The sequence below is a fragment of the Sphingomonas sp. genome (assembly GCF_050725575.1).
Taxonomy (GTDB): Bacteria; Pseudomonadota; Alphaproteobacteria; order Sphingomonadales; family Sphingomonadaceae; genus Sphingomonas.
The window spans coordinates 205,530-223,504 of the sequence record NZ_JBOHHW010000003.1; the positions used below are offsets into that span (position 1 = coordinate 205,530).

General features: G+C 64.5%; 16 protein-coding genes. 6 read left to right on the forward strand and 10 right to left on the reverse strand.

Features of this window, described 5'->3' with window-relative positions; genetic code table 11:
- The first annotated feature begins 17 nt into the window (after nt 1–17).
- Nucleotides 18–944 (forward strand): polyphosphate kinase 2, encoded by a 927-nt coding sequence (gene ppk2 / locus ACRECS_RS03715; RefSeq protein ID WP_431581605.1) that lies wholly within the window; start codon nt 18–20, stop codon nt 942–944.
- 237 nt (nt 945–1,181) lie between these two features.
- On the opposite strand, the gene ACRECS_RS03720 is transcribed toward ppk2, so the two are convergent.
- Both ACRECS_RS03720 and ACRECS_RS03725 read right to left on the reverse strand, forming a co-directional pair.
- On the reverse strand, nt 1,182–2,123 hold the full coding sequence (locus ACRECS_RS03720) for a transporter (RefSeq protein WP_431581606.1): 942 nt from the start codon (nt 2,121–2,123) through the stop codon (nt 1,182–1,184).
- A gap of 67 nt (nt 2,124–2,190) precedes the next feature.
- Nucleotides 2,191–3,792, reverse strand: a complete 1,602-nt coding sequence (locus ACRECS_RS03725; RefSeq protein WP_431581607.1) for an inorganic phosphate transporter — start codon at nt 3,790–3,792, stop codon at nt 2,191–2,193.
- Nucleotides 3,793–3,948: 156 nt separating this feature from the next.
- Between ACRECS_RS03725 and argJ the strand changes: the two genes are divergently transcribed.
- From argJ to ACRECS_RS03745, 4 genes are read left to right on the forward strand one after another with little or no spacing between them, the layout of a single operon-like run.
- Nucleotides 3,949–5,178: a bifunctional glutamate N-acetyltransferase/amino-acid acetyltransferase ArgJ gene (argJ, locus tag ACRECS_RS03730; RefSeq protein ID WP_431581608.1), complete on the forward strand. Its 1,230-nt coding sequence runs from the start codon at nt 3,949–3,951 to the stop codon at nt 5,176–5,178.
- A 2-nt stretch (nt 5,179–5,180) separates the two neighbouring features.
- Nucleotides 5,181–5,624: a GFA family protein gene (locus ACRECS_RS03735; protein ID WP_431581609.1), complete on the forward strand. Its 444-nt coding sequence runs from the start codon at nt 5,181–5,183 to the stop codon at nt 5,622–5,624.
- Nucleotides 5,618–6,226 (forward strand): glutathione S-transferase family protein, encoded by a 609-nt coding sequence (locus ACRECS_RS03740; RefSeq protein WP_431581610.1) that lies wholly within the window; start codon nt 5,618–5,620, stop codon nt 6,224–6,226. Before ACRECS_RS03735 ends, ACRECS_RS03740 begins: the two co-directional genes overlap by 7 nt.
- A gap of 35 nt (nt 6,227–6,261) precedes the next feature.
- Entirely contained in the window at nt 6,262–7,167 is a 906-nt protein-coding gene (locus ACRECS_RS03745) for a glutathione S-transferase family protein (RefSeq protein WP_431581611.1), read from the forward strand.
- Between the two features lie 96 nt (nt 7,168–7,263).
- On the opposite strand, the gene ACRECS_RS03750 is transcribed toward ACRECS_RS03745, so the two are convergent.
- Nucleotides 7,264–7,707 (reverse strand): hypothetical protein, encoded by a 444-nt coding sequence (locus ACRECS_RS03750; RefSeq protein WP_431581612.1) that lies wholly within the window; start codon nt 7,705–7,707, stop codon nt 7,264–7,266.
- 100 nt (nt 7,708–7,807) lie between these two features.
- Here ACRECS_RS03750 and ACRECS_RS03755 point away from each other — a divergent pair, with 100 nt between their 5' ends.
- On the forward strand, nt 7,808–8,296 hold the full coding sequence (locus ACRECS_RS03755) for an AAA family ATPase (protein ID WP_431581613.1): 489 nt from the start codon (nt 7,808–7,810) through the stop codon (nt 8,294–8,296).
- 325 nt (nt 8,297–8,621) lie between these two features.
- On the opposite strand, the gene ACRECS_RS03760 is transcribed toward ACRECS_RS03755, so the two are convergent.
- The 7 genes from ACRECS_RS03760 to tsaE form a co-directional block, all read right to left on the reverse strand.
- Nucleotides 8,622–8,957: a hypothetical protein gene (locus ACRECS_RS03760; RefSeq protein ID WP_431581614.1), complete on the reverse strand. Its 336-nt coding sequence runs from the start codon at nt 8,955–8,957 to the stop codon at nt 8,622–8,624.
- Between the two features lie 86 nt (nt 8,958–9,043).
- The gene (trxA, locus tag ACRECS_RS03765) at nt 9,044–9,367 is read right to left on the reverse strand and encodes a thioredoxin (RefSeq protein WP_187763335.1); all 324 of its coding nucleotides are present in this window, start codon (nt 9,365–9,367) and stop codon (nt 9,044–9,046) included.
- Nucleotides 9,368–9,415: 48 nt separating this feature from the next.
- Nucleotides 9,416–12,832 (reverse strand): double-strand break repair helicase AddA, encoded by a 3,417-nt coding sequence (gene addA / locus ACRECS_RS03770; protein ID WP_431581615.1) that lies wholly within the window; start codon nt 12,830–12,832, stop codon nt 9,416–9,418.
- Complete coding sequence (gene addB, locus ACRECS_RS03775; RefSeq protein ID WP_431581616.1) at nt 12,813–15,782, reverse strand: double-strand break repair protein AddB; 2,970 nt, start codon at nt 15,780–15,782, stop codon at nt 12,813–12,815. Before addB ends, addA begins: the two co-directional genes overlap by 20 nt.
- Nucleotides 15,775–16,539: a nucleotidyltransferase family protein gene (locus ACRECS_RS03780; RefSeq protein WP_431581617.1), complete on the reverse strand. Its 765-nt coding sequence runs from the start codon at nt 16,537–16,539 to the stop codon at nt 15,775–15,777. Before ACRECS_RS03780 ends, addB begins: the two co-directional genes overlap by 8 nt.
- The gene (locus tag ACRECS_RS03785) at nt 16,536–17,534 is read right to left on the reverse strand and encodes an aminoglycoside phosphotransferase family protein (RefSeq protein WP_431581645.1); all 999 of its coding nucleotides are present in this window, start codon (nt 17,532–17,534) and stop codon (nt 16,536–16,538) included. The genes ACRECS_RS03780 and ACRECS_RS03785 overlap by 4 nt, the downstream gene beginning before the upstream one ends.
- Entirely contained in the window at nt 17,531–17,974 is a 444-nt protein-coding gene (gene tsaE / locus ACRECS_RS03790; RefSeq protein ID WP_431581618.1) for a tRNA (adenosine(37)-N6)-threonylcarbamoyltransferase complex ATPase subunit type 1 TsaE, read from the reverse strand. The genes ACRECS_RS03785 and tsaE overlap by 4 nt, the downstream gene beginning before the upstream one ends.
- Nucleotide 17,975: the final 1 nt, after the last annotated feature.

Sequence of the window (17,975 nt, forward strand, 5' to 3'; positions counted from 1 at the left end):
CGATACGGAAGACCATCATGGCGTTCACGCTCGACTCCGGCTCTTCGGCCGAAATGGACCGCATCAAGCAGGAGATCGCCGACAGTTTCGACGAGGAACTGGAGATGGAGATCGACGAAAGCCGGCTCGAAACGCTGCTCGCCGACCTGTCGGATCATCCCGACCGCGAACAGGTCGAGCGCCGCGTCTATTTTCGCGAGCTGTTCAGGCTCCAGCATGAACTGGTCCGGCTGCAGGATTGGGTCCAGCACAAGGGGCTGAAGGTCGTCATCATCTTCGAAGGCCGCGATTCGGCCGGCAAGGGTGGCGCGATCAAGCGCATCACGCAGCGGCTCAATCCGCGGGTATGCCGGGTGGCGGCACTCCCCGCGCCGAATGAACGCGAGCGGACACAATGGTATTTCCAGCGTTACACCGCGCATCTCCCGGCGGCGGGCGAGATCGTGCTGTTCGACCGCAGCTGGTATAATCGCGCGGGTGTCGAGCGCGTCATGGGCTTCTGCACCGAGGAGGAATGCGAGGAATTCTTCCGTTCGGTTCCGGAGTTCGAGCGCATGCTGGTGCGTTCCGGCATCATCCTGCTGAAATACTGGTTCTCGATCACTGACGAAGAGCAGCAGTTTCGCTTCAACATGCGCATCCACGATCCGCTCAAGCAGTGGAAACTTTCGCCGATGGACGTCGAATCGCGTCGTCGCTGGGAGGATTACACCCGCGCCAAGGAAGCGATGCTCGAGCGCACGCATATCGCCGAAGCGCCGTGGTGGGTGGTGGAGGCAGTCGACAAGAAAAAGGCGCGGCTGAACTGCATCGCGCACCTGCTTGACCAGATCCCCTATGGCGATGTCCCCAAGCCAACGGTGACCTTGCCCGAGCGAGTGCGCCACGACGATTATATCCGCCATCCGGTGCCGCCCGAATTGCATGTGCCGGATCGGTACTGAAACGAGCCCGGTGCACGCCCGGCAAGCGGACATGCTCGACGCCGCGTCAGGGCTGAATCACCCCCATCGGCAAGGCTCAGGAGATGAACGGGGGGAGATATGGGACACCGGTCGTGTCATATCTCCGGCTGGACCCCGTCGGACAATCTTCACATAATCTGTTATATTTCATATAGTTAAATGAAATACCGCTGAGTTGAACGCCCCCGTCGTCCCGGCGAAAGTCCAACTAACGTCTCAGCGTCGCATGAAGCCGAGCCAGCGCAGCAGCAGATAGGTCGCCACCGCCGCGCCCAGCGCCAGCAACGTGGCGCCCGCGGTGCCCATCGACGATGCCAACGGCATTCCGCCGGTATTCATCCCGAAAATGCCCGTGACCAATGTCGCGGGCAACAGCAGGGCGGTCATGATCGAGAGGATGTAGAGATTCTGGTTGGTGCGTTGCGCCGCCTGGATATCGAGTTCCTCCCGCAACAGGCGTAATTCTCCCTGCACGGCGATGATATCGCCATCCAGCGACTGCAGGCGCTGGACCAGTTTTTCGACCGTGGCGAGCAACGTTTCGGGCAGTTCCTCATCCTCTTCCAGGCGGTGAAAGACATCCCGCATGCCGCCAAGCAGCCGGTGAATCTGGGCGATGCGGCGGCGGATACCGATCAGGTCGCGGGTGGTCGGCGGGTGATGCCCGTCGAGCAGCGCATCCTCGGCGATCCGCACATCGTCGCTCAGCGTGCGGCTGATCCCCGCAATATTCTCGGTGATCGCCCCGACCAGCAAGTCGAGTGCTTCCGCCGGGCCGGCAAGGGTCGGAATCCGCTCAAGCCGCTGGCGCACAATGTCCGCTGACCGGATCGGGTGTGACCGGGTGGTGAGGATCAGCGTCGGGGTCAATGCGATGCGCAGCGCGCCGATCCGCGCGGTGTCGGCAACGTCGAAATCGCGCTCGAAATCATGCAGCACGCACCCGACCGTGTCGCCGTCGACCAGCGCGCGCTGATGCGTATCGGGCGACAGCAGCAATTCGCGCACGTCCGCCGGCAGTGCTGCGCCTTCGATCCAGCTGCGCGTGCCATGATCGGCGAGATTGAGGTGAAGCCAGCGCAAGGCTCCGGGTTGGGGCGCGTCACAGGTTTCGACCGCAAGGCTGCCCGAAGCGGTAAAGTCCAATCCCCAGATCAACCCCGGTCGCATGCCGCCAAAGGGCATGAATCCAGGAATGAGCGTCTCGCGCGTCGCCCTGCCCTCCCTATAATATCTGCGAGAAGAGCATATAGAGGCCGCCAGCCAGCACAATCGACACCGGCAGGGTCAGGACCCAGGCCATCAGCATGTTGCGGATCGTGCTCATCTGCAGCCCCGATCCGTTTGCCGCCATCGTCCCAGCCACGCCGGACGACAGGACATGGGTGGTGGATACCGGCAAGCCGAGATGGTCGGCGCCGAAGATCGTGCCCATCGCAACCAGCTCCGCCGACGCGCCTTGCGCATAGGTCAGATGCGTTTTGCCGATCTTTTCGCCAACCGTGACGACGATCCGCTTCCAGCCAACCATCGTGCCCAGGCCAAGTGCAAAGGCGACGGCGATCTTGACCCAGGTCGGGATGAAGCGCGTCCCGGCATCAAGCGACGTCTTGTAGCTGGCCAGCGTCTTGCTGCTCGCCTCGGACAGGCCGGCATCCTTATCCTTGTTGAGCCGCTTGATCGCTTCGGATGCGAGATACATGTCGTTGCGGATATTGCCGACCGCGGCCGCCGGCACCTTGGTGAACGAGCCATATTCGATCACTTGCTGATCGACATCGGCAATCAGCGTGGCCAGCGCCGGCACAGTGGTCGGCGTGAATTTCTTGTCGGCGATGTAAGTGGTCACCACTTTCCGCGCGGCCTCCGGCGAGGCCCCCGCCGGGCGTCCACCAAGCGCATCGGTCGCGACGACCGAATTCATATGGAAATCGGCCGAATATTTAGCCGGCACAGCCCGGTTGAGCGCATAGGCGGTCGGCACCGTGCCGATCAGGATCAGCATGATCAGGCCCATGCCCTTTTGCCCGTCGTTGGAGCCATGCGCGAAGCTGACCCCGGTGCAAGTGAAGATCAGCAGGCCACGGATCCACGCGGGCGGCGGCACGCCGGGCTTGGGCTCCTGATACAGCTCCTTGTTACGGATCAGCAGCTTCATGGCGAGGAACAGCAGCGCCGCGATACCGAAACCGATCAGCGGCGAAATCAGCAAGGCCTGGCCGATCTCGGCCGCCTTGGACCAGTCAACGCCTGATGTGCCGCTCTTGCCGTGCAGCATCGCATTGGCGACGCCGACACCAATGATCGACCCGATCAGCGTATGCGACGATGACGAGGGGATGCCCAGCCACCATGTCGCCAGATTCCACGCAATCGCCGCGATCAGCAGCGCGAAGACCATGGCAAAGCCGGCATTGGAGCCGACCTGAAGGATCAGCTCGACCGGCAGCAGCGAGACGATGCCGAACGCCACCGCGCCGGTCGACAGCAGCACGCCGAGGAAATTGAAAAAACCCGACCAGACCACCGCGACATTGGCCGGCATCGCATTGGTATAGATGACGGTCGCAACCGCATTGGCGGTGTCATGGAACCCGTTCACGAATTCAAAGCCGAGCGCGATCAGCAGCGCGATGAACAACATGATGAAGGGCAGATAGGTCGTCGCCTCCACCCCAACGGCGCTGGCATCGGTATAGACGCTGTAGCCGACATAGATCAGTGCAGCGAGGATCGCCGCACCAAAACCCAGTTTACCGGCGATACCCAGTCCCTTGTCGAGATCGGGCCTTCCCAGCGCAGCATCTGTGGCGATTGTAGCATTCATCGGGTCGCGGCCTTTGTAGCGTCAGCCTTCGGTACAAGCTGGTTGTGACAGACAGATGTCGGTCGGCAGATGGCTCGGGTGAGAATGTTTCCCGCACGCTGCGATATTGACGAAACCGCCGGTGACCTGCTTCACGATCATGGTTATGGGGTGCGCATGACCATGACCATCTCGCCGCTCGCCCCTGCCGGATTCCCGCCGCTTCCCGCCATTCCCGGCGTCACGCTGCGTGTCGCGCGGGCGCGCTACAAGACGTGGGACCGCTGCGACCTGACCTTCGTCACGCTCGATCCGGCCACGGTGGTGGCCGGCGTGCTGACCCAGAGCCGCTGCCCGTCGCCCGAGGTGGAATGGTGCCGCAAGGCGCTGACACTGGGCCAGGCGCGCGCTTTGGTGGTCAATGCCGGCAATTCGAATGCCTTTACCGGCGATCGCGGGCGCGCCGCAGTCGAAAACCTGGCCGCGCGCACCGCGCAGCAGCTCGGATGCCAGCCGTCGGACGTGTTCCTCGCCTCGACCGGTGTGATCGGTGTGCCGCTGCCGATCGACAAGTCGGAAGCCGGCCTTGCCGCCGCCTTCACCGCCGAGCCGTGCGGTTGGGAAGATGCCGCCGCGACGATCATGACCACCGACACCTTCGCCAAGGCAGCGGTCACAACGGCGGTGGTCGACGGGCGCACGGTCAGCCTGGTCGGGATCATCAAGGGGTCGGGCATGATCATGCCCGACATGGCGACGATGCTCGGGTTTATCTTCACGGATGCGGCGGTCGAGCCGGCATTCCTGCAATCCGCTCTGTCGGATGCGAATGTGAAGACTTTTTCGTGCATCACGGTCGATAGCGACACCTCGACCAGCGACACGGTGCTTGCCTTCGCCACCGGCGCGGCTGGCAATACCCTGCTCGCGTCGGACGATGATGCCGGCGCCGATGCGTTCCGTGCGGCACTCGCCGATCTGTGCCGCCAGCTGGCGCATCTCGTGGTGCGTGACGGCGAGGGTGCGTCGAAGTTCATCACCATCGACGTGACCGGGGCGGAGAGCGACCGGAGCGCGCACCGCGTCGCCTTGTCGATCGCCAATTCGCCGCTGGTGAAGACCGCGATCGCCGGCGAGGACGCCAATTGGGGCCGCGTCGTCATGGCGGTCGGCAAGGCGGGCGAGCCGGCCGAGCGCGACAAGCTCGCGATCCGCTTTGGCGAAACGCAGGTCGCGCGCGACGGCCTGGCCGTCACCGGCTATGACGAGGCACCGGTCGCCGCGCATCTCAAGGGCAGCGATATCGATATCGGCGTCGATCTCGGCCTCGGCGAAGGCCGCGCGACGGTTTGGACCTGTGACCTGACGCATGGCTATATCTCGATCAACGGCGATTATCGGAGCTGATGATGACGGGATTAACGGGCAACTGCGCCTGCGGCGCGGTGCGTTATCGGCTATTGTCGGAGCCGTTCGACACCGGCTGGTGTCATTGCCGGAATTGCCAGCTGACCTCGGGCGCACCGGCGATGGTCTTTTCGACGGTACCGCGGGACGATTATCGGATCGAGAGCGGCCAGGACCTGATCGGCCGGCACGAATCGAGCTCGTTCGGCGCGCGGCGCTTCTGCAGCAAATGCGGCACGCCGCTGACCTTCGAAACCAATTTCCAAGGCGACACGATCGACTTTACCGTGGCGACACTGAACGATCCATCGTCGGTGACACCCGGTTTCCACATCTTCTACGCCAGCCGCGTTCCCTGGGCCGAGGCCGGCGATACCCTGCCGCGGCACGACAAGTTCCGCCCCGACACCCGTGGGCTGACGGATGGCCAGGCCCCGCAATGCTGACCATCTGGGGACGGCTCAATTCGCATAATGTGAAGAAGGTGGCATGGCTCGCCGCCGAAATCGGCCTGCCGCATGTGCGCCATGATGTCGGCGGGCAGTTCGGCATGGACGCCGCCTATCTGGCGCTCAATCCCAACGCGCTGATCCCGACGATCGAGGATGACGGCGTGGTGCTGTGGGAATCGAATGCGATTCTGCGCTACCTTGCCGCCCGCTACGCGCCCGATCTGTGGTCACTGGACCCAATGGTGCGCGCGCAGGGCGACAAATCGATGGACTGGCAATTCGCCTTTTCCAGCGCGCAGCACCGCGCCTTTCACGGCCTGATCCGCACGGCGCCGGCGGACCGCGATCTTGAGGCAATCAGGCAATCCGCCGCCAAATGCGCCGAGCTGATCCCGGTTCTGGAAACGACGCTTGGCAAGCAACCATGGTTGTCGGGCGACCGGTTCGGCATCGGCGACATTCCGATGGGCGTCTATGTCCACACCTGGTCATCATTGCCGATCGACCGGCCGCAAATGCCGAATGTCGCGGCCTGGTATGAGCGGCTGAAGTCTCGTCCCTCTTATGCCGACCTGGTAATGATCCCTCTGACCTGATCGCATTCCCGATTGGTCGAACAGCGGAGCCCGATATGCCCGACCTGATCCTGCATCATTATCCCATGTCCCCCTATAGCGAGCTGCTCCGCCTCGCGCTGGGCATCAAGGACGCGGCATGGAAGTCGGTGATCATCCCCAATATCGCGCCCAAGCCCGACCTGACCCCGCTGACCGGCGGATACCGCAAGACACCGGTCTTGCAGATCGGTGCCGATATCTATTGCGACACCGCGATTGCGATCGAGGCGATCGACGCAGTCCAGCCCGAGCCGAGCCTGTTCCCCGCCCCGCTTGGCCGGCTCGCCGCGCTGGTTGCGCTGCAATCGGGCGGTACGACTTTCAGCCAGGCGGTCGGATCGGCCATGGCGCCGTTCATCGACCGCATCGATGACGAATTCTTCGAGGACCGCAAGAAACTGTTCGGGTTCGACCGCGACCGGGTCAGAAAAGCGGCGCCGCATCTGACTGCGCAGTTCGTCGGCTGGCTGGCGCGGATCGATGACGCGCTGTCAGATGGTCGTGCGTTCCTGGGTGGCGATGCGCCGGGCTATGCCGATTGCGCCGCCGGCATGAATGTCTGGTTTCAGGGCAATTTCGGGCTGAAGGGATCGCGCACCGCACCCTTCCCGCATGTCGCGGCATGGATCGCGCGGGTCGAGGCAATCAGCCATGGGGCACCCAGCGACATGACTGCACAAGAGGCGCTCGATGTGGCGCGCAACGCCGAGCCCCAGGTCGTGGAACGGGTCGATGAGGATAGCGGCTTCACCACCGGCCAGTCGGTCACGGTGCGGACCGAGGATCCGGGCGCCGACCCGGTTGCCGGTACGCTGATCCGGCTCACGTCACGCGATGTGGCGGTCCTGCGCGACGATCCACGGATCGGTACGGTCGCCGTGCACTTCCCGCGAATCGGACAGATCGTCATGCCGACTTAGGGTGGATCGACGCTTCCACCACCCCCTATCTTTCAAGAGCGATCGTCCAGTTGCAAACCAACAGGCGGGTGTCGCAAAGGGAGGAAGCAGAGGTTCCTAGGCCGGGGTAGAGGCAAGCACCGCTTCGCTGGTATGGCCATCCAGCAGGTCTGAAAGCGCTGTGCCGAACCTGCCGAGGTAACCATAATTAACAAGGAACCGCGCGGTCATACTTCGAGCTAAATCCTGCTCCTGATTGATCCAGACCTCCGTCGCTAATTGCACCGTGATCCGAACGGCCCCGAGCGCGTCGTGCTGATCCAGTCGGAGGAGCATTGTAGTCTGAGGTGGTTGAGTTGCATTACCGCCCAGTCCGCCAGAAAGGGTGGGCGGGCATTCAGCAGACAGCGGAAACGCTGAAACAGCACTGGCAAACTCACGAAGCTCTGACGTGGAAAACCAAGCCGATCCAGCGCCTGCAAAGCCTTCCGCTGTTACGGTAGCGAAGAGTTCGCCATGCCATTCATCGTCAGGCTCAAACTTTAAATGCAGGTGATCCATATGAGTCGCTTAAACGACTTCGACTGCGTCCGCTATCGGGCGAAAGCGGTCGTCATCATGCTGGTTTGAAACCAGCATGGATGCGGCCTGGGAGCGATAAATGGGTGTCAGGAACTATTTGATCGAAGGTGTTTCTGGCACCGGCAAGTCGTCGGTTCACCGCGAGTTGCTCCGCCGTGGCTTCCATTCTATCGACGGTGATAATGAGCTGGCCTATCAGGGGGACCCAAAAACAGGAAAACCTGTGGATGGCCTTTCTCATGAACACCATATCTGGAATGTAGATAAGGTCCGAATGTTGGTGGCCGACCAAAAACATGCCGCATCATTCTTCTGCGGTGGCTCGAGGAATTTCTCCAGCTTCCTTGAGTTTTTCGATCGGGTGTTTGTTCTCGATGTCGATCTGAGCACGTTACTCAGGCGACTTGACCAGAGACCAGAACTCGAGTGGGGCGGAAGACCGGCCGAACGGCAGCTCATCATCCACCTGCACACAACAAAAGAAGATATTCCGAACAGCGGCATCACAATTGATGCAACGGCACCAATTGAACGTGTCGTGGATGAGATTTTGGAAAAGTGCATTTAGGGTCCGGACCCTAGTATTGTATCTTCATATTAATGGATTACGCCTCCCCATCGTCCGCATTTATTCTTGTAATCCGCCGAGTCTTGCCGAAGGTCTTCGACGGTGCGTGTGACGAACTGATCAGCACGATGCCAGTCAGGAAGCGGAAAATTCGCGCGAACGATAATATTGTTGTCGGAATCCCTGACAATGGCCTTCAGACTACGCATATTCTTTATCACAAGCTTGCTCGGGATATACGGAACGTAAAAACTGAGAGTGCCCCCGATCCGTTGGTTGCGATGTTCCCTCACCCAAGCCTCATCGAGGACCTTTGATTTAAGAATCAACTTTCCATCACCGAATATATCAGCGTAATATCTCCGTGCTCGGGCGAATTCTTAATTTCAAACTCCAGAGTTATTGCCTCAGGGTTCTCGCGCCACTGCTTTGGGTTTTGAAAGCTCCAATAGATCGTCGTTTGCTCTTGCCGGCGTGAGCTCGCCCGGTAGCCAATGAAATAGGTTTGATGGACACCTTCGGGAGAAAGGTATCTCTGGAAATACAATAGCTGGTCCCCTGGACCATGCATATCGCGTTGGCAGGTCCAATCGAAAGCTTCCTGATCTTGCAAGTTTGCCCCGTGCGCCGCAATGACGCCGGCGGCAATTCCGATTTTCAATCCAATACGACGTGCACCGCAATCCGACCCTTCCCCTGCCCCTCCCTTGTGAAGAGGGGCAAGAAAAAGGTCAGCTCAGTCAGTAATCAGCCGAGCTCGTTTTCGAGCCAAGCCTTGAGCTGGTTCTTCGGCCGCGCGCCGAGCAGTTCGGCGACCGGCGCGCCACCCTTGAACAGCTTGAGCATCGGGATGCTGCGAATGCCCATCTGCGCGGCGATATCGGGATTGTCGTCGATATTGAGCTTGGTGATGGTCACCTGGCCGGCGAGCTCTTCCGAAATCTCTTCCAGGCTCGGCCCGATCTGTTTGCACGGGCCGCACCACTCCGCCCAGAAATCGACGAGCACGGGCCCATCGGCCTTGAGGACGTCCGCGTCCCAGCTCGAATCGGTAATCTGTTTGGTGGCCATGTTGGTATCTCCTTGTTGCGACTAATTTAGGGAAGGGGTGGGGTTCGCTCAAGCACTGAGGGTCAAGCTTTGCTCCATTGGGGCATAGCCGGGCTTGTGCGCGTCGAGCATGGCAGGCGGCAGTTCGAACAGCACTGGCCCCGCAGTGTAGAGCAAGGCCATGTCGATCGCGCGGTCAGGGAAAATCGCCGCGAGCGCCGCGCCATAGGCCGCCATCTGGCGTAAATGATAGGTCGGGATATCCGCCGGCGTCGCCGGGGCGTAGCGCCCGGTCTTGAAATCGATCACCCGCACCCTCGACTCCGTGACGAGCAGGCGATCGACCGTGCCCGACACCACCACGCCGTCGGCAACCACCGCGGCGATCGGCGCCTCGGCGAGCGAGTCCGGGCCGAACAGATCGCCGAAGCGGCTGTCGTCGAGCACCGCGAGCACCGTCGCAGCGATCTCGGCCCGCTCCGCCGGGGACTCGACACCCCCTGCCCCCGCGAGCCAGCGCTCCGCGGCCTGGGCGCGCTGATCGGTTGCGACCGCCGGCAAGCGCTCGAACAGCGCATGAATCAACCGCCCGCGCTCGGCCGCCAGGCGCAGAACCGGCGATGGCGGCGGATCGGCGACGGCGTCCTCGCCTAGTGACGATGGCGCCAGCGGGCGCGGCGGACGCGCCTCGACCGGCGCCTTTCGTTTCGCCCAGTCGGGCAGATCGATCGTCGATGCGCGCCCACCGCCCCCCCTTTTGTCGGCGGCGATGGGGCGCTGCGGCGTGCGCCCGGCATAATGCCGCGCCTCTTCGGACGCCTCGATGCCGAGCGCGGTAAAAGCGCGGTGCGAGGCGGCGTACCAGCTGGTCTCCGGCGGTTCGCCTTTTGCCATCGGGCCAAGCGCTCCCGCCACGATCAGCCGCTCTTCCGCGCGGGTCGCGGCAACGTAGAAGAGCCGCCAATGCTCCTCCAGCTCGCGGCGCGAGGTGCGCTCGACCAGTTCGGTCAGCGGCCCGCCGATCTCGGCGGCGCGCGGCCGGAAGATCGGGAAGGCGTCACCCCCATCGGGCGCCCATTTCAGCATCCGCGCGGGGGTGCGCGACGGGTCGGCGGTCGCATCCGCGAGGATGACCAGCGGTGCCTGCAGCCCCTTTGCGCCATGCGCGGTCATCACCCGCACCGCATCGAGCGGCGCCGACGGATCGCGGACGATCTCGACATCGCCGCGATCGAACCAGTCGAGGAAACGCTGCAAGGACGGAGTCGACTGGGTTTCGAAATCGAGCGCGGCGTTGAGCAGTTCCTCGATCGGATCGCGCGCTTCCTGGCCAAGCCGCCGCAGCATCTTGCGCCGCCCGTCGAGCGGGCCGGAGAGCAGTTCTTCGAGGAAGCGGTAAGGCGTCGCTATGTCGGCGCGCGCCAGCATCGCCAGCAACGGCGCAAGTCGCTGCGCCGGCTGAGTGCGGCGCAGATGCGCCCACAGGCTGCCCGAACCACGCGGTGCGGCCGCCATCAGCTCGTCCTGGCTCCAGCCGATCAGCGGCGAGACGAGCAGGCTCGCCAGCGACAGATCGTCGCCCGGTTGCAGCACGAAGCGGATCGCGGCAAGCAGATCCTGCACGCTGAGCGGCGCGTTGAGGCGCAGCCGGTCGACGCCGGCGACCGGCACCCCCTCGGCATAAAGCCGCGCCACAATCAGCGAGGCGAGTTCACCGCGCCGTTTGACCAGGATCATCACATCCTCGGGCCGCAAGACGCGTCCCTTGCTCTCCAGCATCAAAGGGACCGGGCCGTAGAGCCAGTCCTTCACCGCGCGGGCGATCTGTGCCGCAAGCGCGCGGGTCGCATCCGGGATCCAGCCCTCGGCATCCTCCTCGCTGCCGCCGGTGATGACGGGCGGCCACAGGGTTACCGTACCGGGGCCAGCGACTTCGCTGGCATGGAGTTCGCGATCGGCGATTTCTCCGAGGCCCGGATCGCCGATCGAGTCGATCGCCGCGTCGACGAATTCCAGCACCGGTCGGGTCGAACGGAACGACGCGGTCAGCGACAGCCGCTCGAACGGCACGCCGTCGTCGCCGATCGCCTCGGCCTTGGCGAGGAAGCGCTGTTCGGCGGCGCGGAAGAAGATCGGATCGGTACCCTGAAAGCCGAAGATCGCCTGTTTGTAATCGCCGACGGTGAACAGGGTGCGGGTGCGATCGCCATGCACGCCAAGACCGGAGAAGAATTCCTCGGCCAGTGCCGCAACGATCGCCCATTGCCGCGGATTGGTGTCCTGCGCCTCGTCGATCAGGATGTGCTCAGTGACCTGATCGAGCTTGTAGCGCACCCATTCGCCCATACCGGGTTGGGCGAGCAGCTCGACCACCGAGTGGATCAGATCGTCGAAATCGACCGCGCCGACACGGCGCTTGGCCAGCGCATAGGCATTGGCATAATCGCGCCCGACGCTCAGCGCATCCGCGAGCAGATCGGCATAGGCGCCGCGCACGCGCATCTGCAGCAAATTGGCGCAATAATCATACATGCCGGTCGCCAGATCGGCATAGTCGGGATCCTGCGGTGCCTGCCCCTTGCCGAACGAGCGGATATCGAGATCGGCCTTGGCCCAGATCTTGTTGAGCTCGCCGAGCGTCGCCGCGCGCTCGGCCGGGGAGCGGTCGAGCCAGGCCGATACCTGCGCCGCACGTTCGATCCCGCTCTTGGTGCCCCAGCTGGCGTTGAACCCGCCGATCGCATCGAGCGTCTCATGATCGAACGCGCTGTCGTCGCACGCCGCGGCGATGGCTTCCTCGATATCGCCCTCGGGCAGATCGAGTTCGCGGCGCAGGAAGGACTGCAGGTCGATCGGCAATTGCTGCAAGGCCGCCAGCGAGCGGGCGCAGTCGCGCAGGAAAGTCTCCGCCTCGCCCTCGCCGAGCCTGAGGCTCAGCGCGCCGACCGTGTCGATCGCGTGCTGGCTCGCATCGACCAGCATTTCGGCCAGGGCTTCACGCGCCAGCACCGATTCCTCGCGCGCCTCGAGCGGGCGGAAGCCCGGCACCAGCCCGGCCTCGATCGGAAAAGCGGCAAGCAGGCTCTGGCAGAAGCCATGGATGGTCTGGATACGAATGCCGCCACCGGGCGCATCGAGCACTTTGGCGAACAGGGTCCGGGCGCGCTCAATCGCCCCTTCGCCCGACGCCTCGCCGAGCGCATCCAGATCGCGAAACAAATCTGTTTTCGGCATGCGCACCCATGCCGCAAGTTGTCGATTGATCCGCCCCGCCATTTCCGCTGCACCGGCCTTCGTGAAGGTCAGGCACAAGATCGCACCGGGATCGACGCCTTGAAGCAACAACCGAAATACGCGCGCCGCCAGCACTTGCGTCTTCCCTGTTCCTGCTGATGCAGACAGCCAGACATGCTTGCGCGGATCACTTGCCCGCGCCTGATTGCCCGTCAGGATCGGAAGAGGGCCTCTATCCACGCTCGCGCCCATACCATTCGTCGCGCCGCATCAGCTGATCATAATCGGCATAGGGCGCATATTCGGGATGGAGTTTGGCCGTGAACGGCGCGTCGCCGGTCAGCCATTCGCGCACTGCCTCAGTGAAATTGCGCGCGGCGACGGCGGTGAAGTCAGCGGTGACGATACGGTTGCGCTTGCCCTCCGGATCGACCGGGCTTTCGATATAGCCGAACTTGCCGTTCTTGCGCGACAGCGACCAATATTCGAACGCATCGGCGCGGCCCTTCGCATCGGCGAATCCGCCGCGTTCGGCGATCAGCCCGAGCAGGCCGAGCTGCAGGCTGTATCCCTCCATCACAGCCGCCGGCGAGGGTGGTTTGCCGGTCTTGTAATCGATGATCGCCAGACCGCCGCCGGGCAGCCGGTCGACACGGTCGAACTTGCCGGTCAGCTCGACCCCGGCAATCTCGCATTTGCCGTCCTGCTCGACCGCGACCAGGGTCCGGCCATCGGCGACATGGCGCGCGGTTTCCTCGACGATCCAGTCGATCGCCTCCATCAGCCGCGGTTGCCACAGCGCCTGCATCAGCGGGTGCGCATCAGCCAGCATGGTCAGGGCGCGGGCATGCAGTTTCGCCGGATCGCACTGATCCTCGCGCGCCCACATCTCCAGCACTTCATGCACTGCGCTGCCACGCCAGGCGGCGCTCGGGTCGGCATCGACCGGATCGAGCGGCATCAGCCGCAGGATGCGCTTGGCATAGAAGGCGTAAGGGTCGGCCTTGAGCCGGTCGACATCGGTGACCGCGATCCGCCGCGGGCGCAGTTCGGCCGGTGGCGATGGCGCGGGCTGAGTTTCGGGCCGATGCTCGCCCGGATCGTCGAGCGCGCGGGTCCAGCCCTCCAGCGTGACGGCGCGGTCGAAGCGCTCTCCCGCCAGCGCCTGAAGCCGCAGCCAGAAGCGCGAGGCAATCGCCGGTGATTTCGCATCGCGACGCGCGCGGGTCAGCAAAGCGGCCGGCGCGCCCAATGCCCCGGCGAGATCATGCGCCGAGACGCCGACGCGCCGCTCCAGCCCGGGCAAGCCAAGTTCGCTCCGGATCCGCGGCGCCAGCCACGGATCCGGCGCGGGCTGTCCCGGCCAGATGCCTTCGTTCAACCCGCCAAGGATCATCAGGTCGGCGGTCTGCAGCCGCGCTTCGATCAGGCCATAAATTGCGAGACGCGGATGCCCGCCCTGCGGTGGTCTGACCGCGACCTCATCCATCAATGTCTTGAGCAATGGCGCAAGGCTCTCCGGCTCGACCAGTGCCGGGCCGGATCCCGCCTGCGCTTCCAGCTCTGCGAACAATTCCGCGGCGGCACGGCCCGCGGGACCGCTCCACAACGCGTCGCCGCACAGCGCTTGTGCCGTCTCGCGCAGCGCCGCGACCATCAGCGGCAATGGCTGCGCCCCACCCGCGAACAGCGCCTCGATCGGCGCAAGCAGCGCCCGCGCCTCGGGCCACCAGATCGCCGCTTCGGCACGCCGCTTCGCTTCACGCTCGGGCGCATCGGCGAGATGCGCGTCGATCCCCGCCAGCCCGGCGGTCGGCCGCGGCCCGCGCAGCACGCGGTCGAGGCTGCGTGCACCATCGAGCCAGGCCGTGCGCGCGTCGCCGAACCGCACCAGCGGATGCTTGAGCAGGGCAAGCAGTGCGAGCGGTGCGAAACGCTGCACTGCGGCTTCGGCCAATGCGGTCAGCAGCGTGCCCGATGGCAGGATCGACAAAGGTCGCCCGGCGGTATCGTCGATCTCGATCCCCCAGCGGGCGAGATGCGCCGCCACGCGCCGGGCCAGCGCACGATCGGGCGTGACCAGCGCAGCGGTCTTGCCTTCGGTTTCCAGCACCTCGCGGAGCGCCAGTGCGATCGCCTGCGCCTCTTCCGCCGGCGTCGCCAGTTCGGCGGCGACAATGCCCGCCAGCCGCCGCTGATCGGCATCAAGCGTGGTCCATTTGCCGGTGAACTCGGCCGGGGCGAGCGCATTGGCGATGGCGCGGCCGCGCGCGATCGTCGCATCATGCCCGCCGCCCTCGCGCCACAGCGTGAATTCGGCGCGGTTGACGCTCATCCGCTCGAGCATCAGCTTGAGGTGGAATTGCGGATGCGTCTCGATCGACCGGCGACGCAGGCCAGTCACCGGATCCGGATCATGCGGTCCGAGCGCCAGCCATTCGCGCTCCTCCATCTCCAGCGCCAGGTCGGCGAGCACCACCATGCCTTGCGGCGATTCGGACACGCAGCGCATCAGGCCGGCAACGGCGGGGGCACTGTCGGTGATGCCCGCAGCACAGATGAAACCCGCTGGTGGCGCGTGTCGCCACTGGTCGGCAAGTTGCCGGAGCAACCGCGACCGGCGATCGGCCAGATCGATGCGCTTGAGCCGGGCGAGCTCTTCCGGCCAGCGATCGAGCACGGTGCCGAACAGCGACAGCGCCTTTTGCCAATGGTCGGACAGTTCCTGAGTCAGTTCCAGCTCGCGCAGCTTGCGGGGATCGACTTCCTCGACCAGCAGCTGATCGAGCGTCCGGGCGAGTTCGCCGGCAAGCCGCACTGCCTCCGCCGCATCGACCGGCTGGCCGGCACGGGCGCGTTCCTCCGACACGAGACGAGCCAGGATCATCCGCCGCTGCAATGGCGCGACTGCCGGCGGCACCGGCTCCGGCGCGTCGGCCGGGTCGATCGCCGCCCCCGCCGCCTCGTCAAGCGACGGATCGCCGATCGCGACCAGTCGCGGCAGCAGCAATCCGCCACCGCTGGCGCGTACGAATGCGTCGGTCAGCGCACGTTTGGCGCGATTGTTGGGGAGCAGCACGAGTCCCCGGGCAAGGCCCATCGCCTCACCGCCAAAACGCCGGATCAGCCCCGCTGCCAGCGCGTCGGCAAAGGCCCGGTGTGCCGGTATCGTATAAAGAGTGGGCTTCGGCCCCTCACCCATCAGCGAGCATGGCTTCGGTCTTGGTGATCGCCCCCGGCGTGCCGACGTCGAACCATAGCCCTTGATGCACCAGCCCGTACGCGCGGCCCGCGGCGATCGCGCGTTCCCAGAAGATCATGGTCGAAAACGGCCCTTCCGGCCAGTCGGCAATCACGCGCGGCGAGAGGATCTGCACGCCGGTATAGACGAACGGCGCGATCTTGCCCGGCTGGCGCCGCCCGATGATCCGTCCGTCCGGCGCGACGCGGAAATCGCCCTGTCCGGCATGGCAATGCGCGCGCGCCTGCGGCACCAGCAGCAGCAATGCATCCATCTTGTCATCATCCCACCGCGCGGCAAGCGCACGGATCGCATCGGTCGGCCCGTCGATCCACAGATTGTCGGAATTGATCACCAGGAATGGCTGGTCGCCGATCAGTTCGCGCGCCTGAACGATCCCGCCGCCGGTCTCCATCAACTGCTTGCGCTCGTCGGAGACGGTGATCTCGATGCCCTTCACCCGATTGTCGAGATGTGCCTGCAGCGCGTCGGCGAGATAATGGACGTTGACCACCGCCCGCTTCACCCCGGCGGCGCGCAGCTTGTCGAACACATGGTCGATCAGCGCCTTGCCGCCGACCTCGACCAGGGGCTTGGGCCGCGTCGCGGTCAGCGGCCGCATCCGCTTGCCCAGCCCCGCCGCCATCAGCATCGCGGTTTCGGGCACGATCCCGCCCGGATCGGGGCGGATCGCGAGCGTCTTCTTTTTCAGGCTCATTGCCCGTCCGCCCTGGCGCTGATCGTCATCGGGTCACCGCGCAGGTCGGCAGGGATATTGGCATCGAACCAGGCCGCAACCGGCGCCAGCGCCGGATGCGCCAGATCATGTTCGAAATAGCGCCACACGCGCGGGCACATGCCGGGATAGCGCGGCTTGCCGTCACGCTTCCACAGCCGCGTGAAAATGCCGACGATCTTCGCATTCCGCTGCGCGCCGAGCACATGATAGGCGGTGTCGAATTCGTCACCCACGCCGGTAATGCGGCGATAGCGGTCAAGCATTGCCGCCTCGAGCGCGGGCGGCACATCGCGCCGCGCATCCTGCAGCAGCGAGACGAGATCATAGGCCGGGTGCCCGGCCAGCGCGTCCTGGAAATCGAGCAGCCCAAGCGTCTCGCTGCCGCCCTCGGCTGCCGCGCCGATCAGCATCAGATTCTCGGCATGATAATCGCGCAGCACCGTCACTCGCGGGCCGGTCAGCGTCGCGCCGAACACTGCATCCCACGCGTCGCGATAACCCTGAAGGTCCGCATCGATGCCGACCGCCGGGCAATACCATTCGGTCAGCAGGCCGACCTCGCGGTGCAGTTCGGAGAGATTGTAATCGGGCAGCGGCCCAGCTTCATGATCGCGCAGCCGGATCAGGATGTTGATCGCCGCTTCGTAGAGCCGCAATTCGCTTTCCGGCGCGGCATCGACCGTCTCGCGCATGCGAGCATCGCCAAAATCCTCGATCAAGACCAGGCCATTGTCGAGGTCGATGCCGTGGATCGTCGGGGCGGCGAAGCCCCGCTCGCCAAGCCAGCGCGCGATATCGATAAAGGGTCGCGGATCCTCGTGCGGCGGCGGCGCATCCATCAGCACCGCACTGCGGTCATGGTCGACGACGCGGAAATAGCGCCGGAACGATGCATCGCCCGCCAGCGGCAGGATCGATGCCTCCGCCCAGCCGATGCCGCGAAGAAAATCGGCCGCGGCGGCCGGGGGGTTCATATCTGGTGCCATCGCGCCCTCCATGCCGCCGGGGCCCGCGCTGTCAAGGCGCGCGCGCCGTCGGGCGTGATCTGCAAGGTGAGTGCCAGCGCCTCGGGCCAATATCCGGGCGCACGTTCGGGCCATTCGACGATCAGCAGCGAATCGGACGCCGCATCGTCAAGGCCCAGTTCCTCCATCTCGTCCGGGTCGTCGATGCGGTAGAGATCGATGTGCAGCACCGGCAACCGCACTTCGGGCGGGGCATAGGGCTGCACGATAGCGAAGCTCGGCGATGGCGCCTCGCCGGCAAGGCCAAGCGCAGCGAGCAGGCCGCGGGCAATGCTGGTCTTGCCTGCACCGAGCGGGCCTTCGAGTGTGATGACGTCGCCCGGCTGTACGAGCGCGGCCAGGCGAGCACCGAAAGCATGGCTTGCGTCGGGGTCTGCCAGTGGAATCATC